General features: G+C 56.1%; 11 protein-coding genes. All 11 read left to right on the forward strand.

Going from position 1 to position 8,430, the window contains the following annotated elements; all coding sequences use genetic code 11:
• Positions 1-407: 407 nt before the first annotated feature.
• Positions 408-614 carry a hypothetical protein gene (locus tag ABYA77_RS14085; protein ID WP_372966600.1) on the forward strand — a complete coding sequence of 69 codons (207 nt, stop codon included), beginning with the start codon at positions 408-410 and terminating at the stop codon, positions 612-614.
• The gene (locus tag ABYA77_RS14090) at positions 614-1,471 is read left to right on the forward strand and encodes a hypothetical protein (RefSeq protein ID WP_372966601.1); all 858 of its coding nucleotides are present in this window, start codon (positions 614-616) and stop codon (positions 1,469-1,471) included. Before ABYA77_RS14085 ends, ABYA77_RS14090 begins: the two co-directional genes overlap by 1 nt.
• Complete coding sequence (gene dnaB / locus ABYA77_RS14095; protein ID WP_372966602.1) at positions 1,468-2,862, forward strand: replicative DNA helicase; 1,395 nt, start codon at positions 1,468-1,470, stop codon at positions 2,860-2,862. Before ABYA77_RS14090 ends, dnaB begins: the two co-directional genes overlap by 4 nt.
• Positions 2,859-3,554 carry a DNA cytosine methyltransferase gene (locus ABYA77_RS14100; protein WP_372966603.1) on the forward strand — a complete coding sequence of 232 codons (696 nt, stop codon included), beginning with the start codon at positions 2,859-2,861 and terminating at the stop codon, positions 3,552-3,554. The genes dnaB and ABYA77_RS14100 overlap by 4 nt, the downstream gene beginning before the upstream one ends.
• Before the next feature lie 181 nt (positions 3,555-3,735).
• On the forward strand, positions 3,736-5,328 hold the full coding sequence (locus tag ABYA77_RS14105) for a DUF4942 domain-containing protein (protein ID WP_372966604.1): 1,593 nt from the start codon (positions 3,736-3,738) through the stop codon (positions 5,326-5,328).
• A 240-nt stretch (positions 5,329-5,568) separates the two neighbouring features.
• The gene (locus ABYA77_RS14110; RefSeq protein WP_372966605.1) at positions 5,569-5,790 is read left to right on the forward strand and encodes a hypothetical protein; all 222 of its coding nucleotides are present in this window, start codon (positions 5,569-5,571) and stop codon (positions 5,788-5,790) included.
• On the forward strand, positions 5,787-6,224 hold the full coding sequence (locus ABYA77_RS14115; protein WP_372966606.1) for a recombination protein NinB: 438 nt from the start codon (positions 5,787-5,789) through the stop codon (positions 6,222-6,224). Before ABYA77_RS14110 ends, ABYA77_RS14115 begins: the two co-directional genes overlap by 4 nt.
• On the forward strand, positions 6,221-6,412 hold the full coding sequence (locus ABYA77_RS14120) for a hypothetical protein (RefSeq protein ID WP_372966607.1): 192 nt from the start codon (positions 6,221-6,223) through the stop codon (positions 6,410-6,412). Before ABYA77_RS14115 ends, ABYA77_RS14120 begins: the two co-directional genes overlap by 4 nt.
• Positions 6,409-6,984, forward strand: coding sequence for a recombination protein NinG (locus ABYA77_RS14125; RefSeq protein WP_372966608.1), 576 nt, complete (start codon positions 6,409-6,411; stop codon positions 6,982-6,984). The genes ABYA77_RS14120 and ABYA77_RS14125 overlap by 4 nt, the downstream gene beginning before the upstream one ends.
• A complete protein-coding gene (locus tag ABYA77_RS14130) occupies positions 6,981-8,243 on the forward strand; it encodes a hypothetical protein (protein WP_372966609.1) in 1,263 nt (420 codons plus the stop codon). Before ABYA77_RS14125 ends, ABYA77_RS14130 begins: the two co-directional genes overlap by 4 nt.
• A gap of 35 nt (positions 8,244-8,278) precedes the next feature.
• Positions 8,279-8,430: dATP/dGTP diphosphohydrolase domain-containing protein (locus tag ABYA77_RS14135; RefSeq protein WP_372966610.1), on the forward strand; the 152-nt coding region annotated here is incomplete at its 3' end.

The following is an 8,430-nucleotide window of genomic DNA, read 5'->3' on the forward strand; positions in this document are numbered from 1 at the left end:
AATGCTGTCCAGTCGTGAGGATGAACTGATACAGCGATACGCGAAGTCGGAAGGAATAAGCGGGGAAGAAGCATTAAGGCGGCTGGCAATTAAAAACCTATCAGACCGCCTTCGACCAACAAAACGAAAAACTGGGGTAATCAGGCAGTTCCGGTTACCCAAAAGTGACTGAGTAGCACAGCGCAGCCCTGAGCTGACTGAGGGGCGGTAAAGGTAGCCGAGTTGGGGACGGTGAACATCAGCAGCAGCACACGCCTAAACCTCCTTGCCACAGCAGTACCGTGGTCAACCCCCTGGTGAGTGTGCGGACCGCCCGGAAAGACGGGCATTCTTCAGGCAATAAAAAACCCCGGTTAAGGCCTGCCAGCCCCGGGGTTTCAATCACAACGTGATAAGGGAATTTAACCATGCATCAGACAAAACTTCAACGGAAACTTCGGATTGCATACCTCAATGTCAAGATTCTCGTGTTGAAGATCCTGATGGACCAGGAAGCCGGCGTAACCGACCTATGGAAGGCCCAGGCTCGTCAGCTGTCCCGCCTGATTAACGAGCGCAACCAGCTTCGAACTCTGGAAGACATCCGGAAGATTGAAGAGCGGAGGGGGTTGTAATGGACTGGCTGAGGCTCTGGCATGACATGCCGAATGATCCAAAGTGGAGAACCATTGCCCGGTTGTCCAGGCAGCCTATTTCACTGGTCCAGGCTGTTTACATCCACCTGCTGGTTGACGCATCCAAGAATGAAACGCGTGGTAACGCAACTGTAACGGTCGAAGATTTGGCATCTGCACTTGATGCTGATGACGAACAGATTCAGGCAATTCTGGACGCAATGCAAGATCGAGTTCTTGAAGGTCGGTACATTGCTGGATGGGAGAAGAGACAACCGAAACGGAATGATGACAGCAGTGAGCGTGTGCGCCGGTACAGAGAGAAAAAAGCAGCAGAATCAAAGGGTAAGGAAGAGAAAAGTAACGCTCAAGGTAACGAAACTCCAGACAATGGAAACGGGTGTAACGCAGATGTAACGCAGAGTAACGCCCAGATTAGATTAGATAAGAGTAGAGAAGATAATAAAAACACTCCGTCATCTGGCGATGACGTTGTCTGCCAGAAGCAATCCGAATCTGACAAGCCGGACTACCAGGGCATAGCCGATCTGTACAACGAGATCCTGGGAGACTTCCTCCCATCCGTAGCCGTACTGAACGACAAGCGCAAGCGCACCATCCGAGCCCGCTGGAAGCAGAAGTGGGGTGAACGGTCACACGGCAATGATCTGGACTTTTGGCGCAGATACTTCCTGCACGTCCGTCAATCGAAACCGCTCACCGGAACCAAGGACGGATTTGACTGGCGTCCCAGCTTTGACTGGCTGCTGAATGAATCCAACATGGCCAAGGTGATCGAGGGCAATTACCACCAGGGCGATGACCGGCGTTCTGACCACCTGCGGGAGGCCGTATGAGCGACATGACCAACGAACTGGACTACTACGAAGCCGCCGTCCTGAGCCTGACCATGCGTGCAGATTACGCGGCCCAGGTATTCGACCAGGTTAAGCCGAGCGATTTCAGTTCCCAGCTGCAGGATTACGCGGAAGCGTCCTATGAGCTCCTGCAGGAAGGGAAGCCGGTTGATGCGGTAACGGTAGCCGAGAAGCTGGATGCGCACGGTATCGCAAATGCAGGGCAGATGCTCGGCCTGATTGGGGAGACTGCCGGGCATACCAGCATCGAGCACCTGGATGCGTACTGCGAAATTCTGAGCAGTCGTGGCCTGCGCAGATCGCTCCGGGCTGCCTTAGCCTCTGCACAGCGAATTATCGAGGACGAGCCGGATGCTCACGCTGCACATGAAAAAATCCTTGCTCAGCTTGATCTGGTGGCTCCTGACAGCAGTGACGACCACCTGTGGGATATGTCGAAGGCGAGCATAGCCTTCCTACAGGAAATGGATGTGCGCAACAGTGCCGGTGGCGAGCTGATAGGACTGTCCACCGGTTACCCGCACCTGGACGATCGCATCAACGGAATGCGCGAGGGTGATTTGATTATCGTCGCCGGCAGGCCTTCGATGGGAAAATCCACGTTCGCTATGAACATCGTTGAGCACAACGCGGTCCGCCAGAAAAAGCCCAGCCTAGTCTTCTCCATGGAAATGAGCGTCACCCAGCTGATCGAAAAGATGACCGCATCAGCCGGCGGGATAGACCTGACATCCCTGCGCCGTGGAACCCTGAGCGAGGAAGAGTGGACGAGATTTTCAGCTGCGAGCCAGATGATCCGCGATGCAAATCTGTTCATTGACGACCGGGGCGGCCTGTCCGTTGCCCAGATGAGGGCCAGGGCTCACATGGTTAAGCGTGTGGCCGGGGGGCTGGACCTGATCATGGTCGATTACCTGCAGCTGATGAGCGGCAAGGGTGAAAACCGAACCCAGGAGATCACGAAGATTTCCGGCGGGCTCAAGTCCATGGCCAAAGAATTTCAGTGCCCAGTTATTGCCCTGTCCCAACTGAGCCGCGCTGTTGAGTCCCGCGCCGACAAAAGGCCAATGATGAGCGACCTTCGCGAGTCCGGAGCCATCGAGCAGGACGCGGACATCATTATCTTCCCGTTCCGTGAGGGCTACTACGTCAACCCCGACAACCCTGACCCATTGACAGAGATCATTTTTGGGAAGATTCGCATGGGTGAGCGAGGCAGCGAAGGCCTGGAGTTCCAGGGTAAGTTCTCCCGGTTTAAGGCCCTGGATCACCGTGTGGACTTTGAGGCCCGCCGGATGCAGAGAGAGCAGGCTGAGGCGGAGAGCCGGAAACGCGAGCGGCGTCCGAGCAGAGGGGGGATGGAGATATGAGAGTTCTTATCGGCTGCGAATCCAGCGGGATTATCCGCGACGCATTCAGAAAACTCGGGCATGACGCATACAGCTGCGACCTGCTTCCGTGTGAAGGAGATCCGACATTCCATTTCCAGTGCGATGTCCGGACTTTGCTGAAGCCCGGGATGTGGGATTTGTTCATCTGTCATCCAGATTGCACCTATCTGACCAACTCTGCCGCATGGGCGTTTGGTGATGGCCCTTATCACCAGAAAGTGAAACCCGGAACACTGGTTGGCGCTGATCGACGCGCAGCAAGGGAAGAGGCTCTGGCATTTGTCCGGGAAATGATGGATGCGCCTGTACCTCATATCGCCATAGAAAACCCTGTTGGTGTTATCAGTACGCAAATCAAGCCGGCCAGCCAGTACATTCAGCCTCACGAATACGGGGATGACGCCAGCAAGAAAACGGGGCTGTGGCTCAAGAACCTGCCACTGCTCCGGCCAACGAGATCCTGTCCTCCGCGCATCGTTGAATGGCCAAAGGGCTCCGGGAAGATGGTGCAGCGATGGAGCAATCAGACAGACAGCGGCCAGAACCGGTTGAGCCCGGGCGCTGATCGATGGATTGAACGATCCAGAACCTATCAGGGGTGGGCTGAGGCCATGGCCAGCCAGTGGGGTGAATACGTACAGCAGGCTGTTGAGGGGAGGGAAGCAGCATGAAAACACAATGCCCAGGCTGCCTCCGCGGCCTACCTGTCCACAACGGCATCCACTGCGGAGAGCTTGAGTACATCAAGTGTACAAGGATCCGGTTGGAGCTAGTGCCGAAGGAGCGTGATACCTGGCACTTGGATAAGAAGCGGAAAATCGTTGATCTGCCGTTTGTTTGTGGGGGTGAAAGGTGAATGCTAAAGCAGAACACATAACCAAATCACAGTTCTTTGCTCCGGCCAGCACTGACATGGTAGATGGCCTGATCGGCCGATACCAGGAAGATCGCCGGCGCATGGAGTGCGTGGTTGAGTATGTCTCCGGTGACGACTTTAAGTCAGTGGTGGGCTATTTCGAGGATGCGGACAGGAGACAGGACCACAGATCTGGGTCTACGCCGAGCTTCAATCTTGAGCGTGGCCTGGCTGCGCTGAATGCCAGCTACTGGCAGCAAGCTCTTAGCTTAACTGATGTTCTGGACTTTATGCCAACGAATCGCAGGGAAGAGTGGTTTGATTTGATTCATAGTCATAGGACGCCTGAGTTCGAAGAAAGCGCTGTCCGCGCCACCTTATCGGATCTTCTCGCCAAGCGAATGGACTTTCTGGCCGAGAAGGTAGACGGAATTTTCCGGGCCCTGAGCAAGACGCACGTCACTAATCAGCCGGAGGGGTTCGGCAAGCGCATGATCTTGACTGGCGTTACGGATGGCTGGGGCTCATACGGCAGGGCGCAGACCGGACACATTAACGATCTGCGCCAGGTAATCGCTAAGTTAATGGGTCGCGATGAGCCGGACTGGAACGCTAGCAATCGCGTTGTCGAGATTGCCAGGGCCAATCATCGTGGCAAGTGGGTGCCGGTAGATGGCGGGGCTCTACGTATTCGCTGCTACATGAATGGCAATGCCCACCTGGAAGTGCATCCAGATATGGCGTGGCGCCTGAACGAGATTCTGCACCACCTGTATCCGACTGCCATTCCGTCCAGGTTTCGGCAGAAGACGAAACGCAAGGTAAAAGAATTTACCTTGATGGAAAGGCCTTTACCGTTCGCGGTGTTGGACATGCTTCACCGCCTTGGCCGGGCCTATGACACTGCAGAGCGTAGCCGACGACTGATTCCGAACGCTGTCCGAATCGAATCCCGCGAAAATGACAAGCATGTAGTCTCCGAGGTTGAGCAGGTGCTGGAGTTGTTGGGCGGCGTGAAGCAGAACACCAACGCATACAGCTGGTATCAGTTCGACTACGACCCGGACCAGGTCATCAAAGAAATCGTGTGCACAGGCGTTATCCCTGACCAGAAAAGCCACCAGTTCTACCCGACGCCCGAGCACATTGCCAGGGATGCGGTGGAGTTGGCAGAGATCGGCCCGGAGCATGATTGCCTGGAGCCGTCAGCGGGCATCGGTAACCTGGCCGATTACATGGGTTGCGGCAAGAGCCTTTGCTGTATCGAGGCGAGTGCGCTGCATTGCGCGGTTCTTGAGGGCAAAGGCCTGAAGCCGCTGCGCATGGATTACCTGAAGTTCAGCTCTCCAACTGGCTTTGACCGCATCGTGATGAATCCTCCCTACAGCCAGGGCCGCTGGCAAGCACACATTGAGCACGCGGCAACCATGCTTCGACCTGATGGCGTTCTGGTGGCCATTCTCCCGGCCAGCGCCAAGGGCAAAGACCTGTTGCCAGGCATGAGTCTCACCTGGTCGAAGGTCTACGAAAACCAGTTCCGTGGCGCGTCTGTTGATGTGGTGATTATGAGAGCGGAGGCAGCCAAATGATTTGCAAGACAGAGAAAGGCCTGACCAGCCAGTGTGAATGCCCGTTTGTTTTTGGGGTTACCCAAAAGTTACCGGCAAAAACCAAGCGCACGCGCAAAACATGGCCGCAGCGCCGCGCAGGATAGCCGGAAATGACTGTTTCTGTATTTTTTGGTGCCGTTATAGCGGTTTGTGAAAAAGCCGCGCAAATCGAACCACAGGCGGTTATACGGCACGTATCAAATATTGGGGGGGTGTGATATGCGAAACGACATTCTGAATCAAAGCATCATCCGTGAGCTTCGGAGGGGGCCGAAATCCAAGGCCGCCCTGGCAATGAGCCTGAATGAAGGGGCTGGGGTTATCCAGAATGCCCTGGATGACCTGATCGAATCCGGCAAGGTATGCCGCTCCATTGACGGCTATCAGTACGAAATGGCAAGCGGCGGCTGCTACACCGGCCCTGGGGATGATGCAGCATGAGCCGGCGCGAGTTGATACGGGTGGTCAATAGCCCTGAACAGCTCGCTCCGGCGCTGACCTGGGTCGTCGATATGGCCGCAAAGGCCCTGCCGGCGGGACCGGTTCAGATCACACTGGGGCGGCAGAAGCGGTCGCTTGATCAGAACGCAAAGCTCTGGCCGATGCTGACGGACGTGTCAAAGCAGGTCGAGTGGTACGGGCAGCATCTGTCGCCGGAAGATTGGAAGCACGTATTCACTGCGTCTCTGACAAAGCAGCGGGCCGTGCCAGGCATCGACGGCGGATTCGTAGTCCTTGGTCAGCCCACAAGCCGGATGACGAAAGAGGTGTTCAGCCAGCTGATCGAACTGATCTACGCATTCGGAGCCGAGCACAACGTCCGGTGGAGCGAACAGTCAGATCAGAGTTTGTACGAGTTGAGGAACGCAGCATGATTATGTCGACACGAAGCAGCGAAAAGGAAGCGCAAAGCGCTGAAATTGCAGAGAAAACACGCGAATTCCTGAGAAATGGCGGGCAGATACAGGTCGTTGAGCCTCAGAAATCAGAATGCAACCTCGTATGGCGGGACTATGCGGTTGCCGGGTTCGCCGAGCGCCAGGGGTTGGAGGATGCGGCGTGAAAAAGTGCAGGGTCTGCCGAAAGCCTTTCGAGCCATTCAACAGCCTGCAAGTGGCGTGCTCTCCGGAGTGCGCCCTGCAGTACGCCAAGCGTGAGCGGCAGAAGGCGGAAGAGCGGAAGGCCAAAGAGCAGCGCAAGTGGGTGCGGGAGCAGCGTGCGAAGCTGAAAACCCGGCGCGATTACGTGAAGGAAGCGCAACAGGCATTCAACGCGTATATCCGGGCCCGGGACGTGGGATTGCCGTGCATCAGCTGTGACCGTATGCCGGACGACAACGGGCTGATCACCGGGAGCCGGATTGACGCTGGCCATTACCGGTCAGTCGGATCTTGCCCGGAGCTGAGATTCGAGGAACTGAACTGCCATGCACAGTGCGTGAAATGCAATCAGCACCTGTCAGGCAATACCGTCGAATACCGGATCAGGCTCAAGGAGCGGATCGGAGAAGACAAGTTGGCATGGCTGGAAGGACCGCACGAGCCGAAGCACTACAGCATAGATGATCTGAAGGCGATCACTGCGATGTATCGACGGAAAAAACGGGAGCTTGAGAAGATGAGGGAAGCGGCATGAAATACGACCCAGAACTGGCAAAGCACGGAACCGACCGTCAGCGGGAGATATACCGGTATCGGTGCGAGCACAGCCCGGAAGAGACTGCCCGGCATTTCGGGATCACGAAGCGGGCAGTGCGTAAGAATATCGCGGCCATGCTCAAGCGCGCCGGACGTGATGTCCAGGCCAAGCCAGAGACCGAAGCTCTGACAGTCCTTGAAGAGCACAGGCTCAAGCGTGAGTTGGCCGAGAAGAACCGGAAGATCAAGGAGCTGGCTGAGCAGCAGGTTGTGGATGAGCGGTTCCAGCGGTTCGTCGGACGGCTGATGACGCAGGAGACATGCCCGCCGAAGTGGCTGTACAGCAAGAAGAAGGGATCAGACCGGGCTATTGCCACCGCCATGCTGTCGGATACGCATTTCGATGAGGTGGTAAACCCGGAGCGCATCAATGGCGTGAATGCCTATAACCGGACCATAGCAACCATGAGGCTGCAGAAGTTCTTCGAGAACACCCTTAGCCTGTGCAAAGACTACTGCGGCGGTATCGATATCGAAGGCCTGGTCCTGCCCCTGGGTGGCGACATGGTGAGCGGCAACATCCATGAAGAGCTGCTGGAAACCAACGAAGAACCGATCATGGATACCGTGCTGTACTGGTCCGCACAGATCATAGCCGGCATTGAAATGCTGCTGACCCACTTCGACCGGCTGTACGTGCCCTGCGTGACCGGAAATCATGGCCGCAACCACAAGAAGCCGAAGGCCAAGAGCCGGGCCAAGGATTCCTTCGACTGGCTGATCTACAAGTTGGTGGAACGGCATTTCGAGAACAGCCCGGAGATTGCGTTCAATATCCCGTTGGAAACCGATGCCAGGTGGAACGTTTACAACACCCGGTATCACATGACCCACGGTGACCAGTTCCGGGGCGGCAACGGCATTGCCGGCATCTTCAGCCCAATTATGCGCGGCCATCACAAGAAGATGACCCGGGAGCAGAGCGTCCAGACCCCGTTCGACATTCTCATCATGGGGCATTTCCACCAGCTGATCGACCTGGGCAGCGTAGTGGTCAATGGCAGCCTGAAAGGATACGACGAGTGGACGGCCAGCATGAACTTCAATTTCGAGGCTCCACAGCAAGCATTCTGGCTGACCGATCCTAAGCACGGGAAGACTATCCGGGCCCCGATTCGCGTCACATCTGACGATGAAGAGTGGGACTTTTCAGGCGATGACAAAACTGAATCATGGTTGATGGGAGAGGCGGCATGAGTTGCGAAAACAGGAAATCCGGAGACGTTGAGGTCATGGTTAGGACCGGGGTCAAATTCGACGACGACAAGCCTATGATGGACCTGATTCCTCCAGTCATGGAGCTGGAAGTTTCCAAGGTTCTGACATTCGGGGCCGGGAAGTATGCACCGGACAACTGGCGGAAAGTCCCTGACCTTCGGCGACG

Origin of the sequence: Marinobacter sp., assembly GCF_041595835.1 — a bacterium.
Classification (GTDB): Bacteria; Pseudomonadota; Gammaproteobacteria; order Pseudomonadales; family Oleiphilaceae; genus Marinobacter.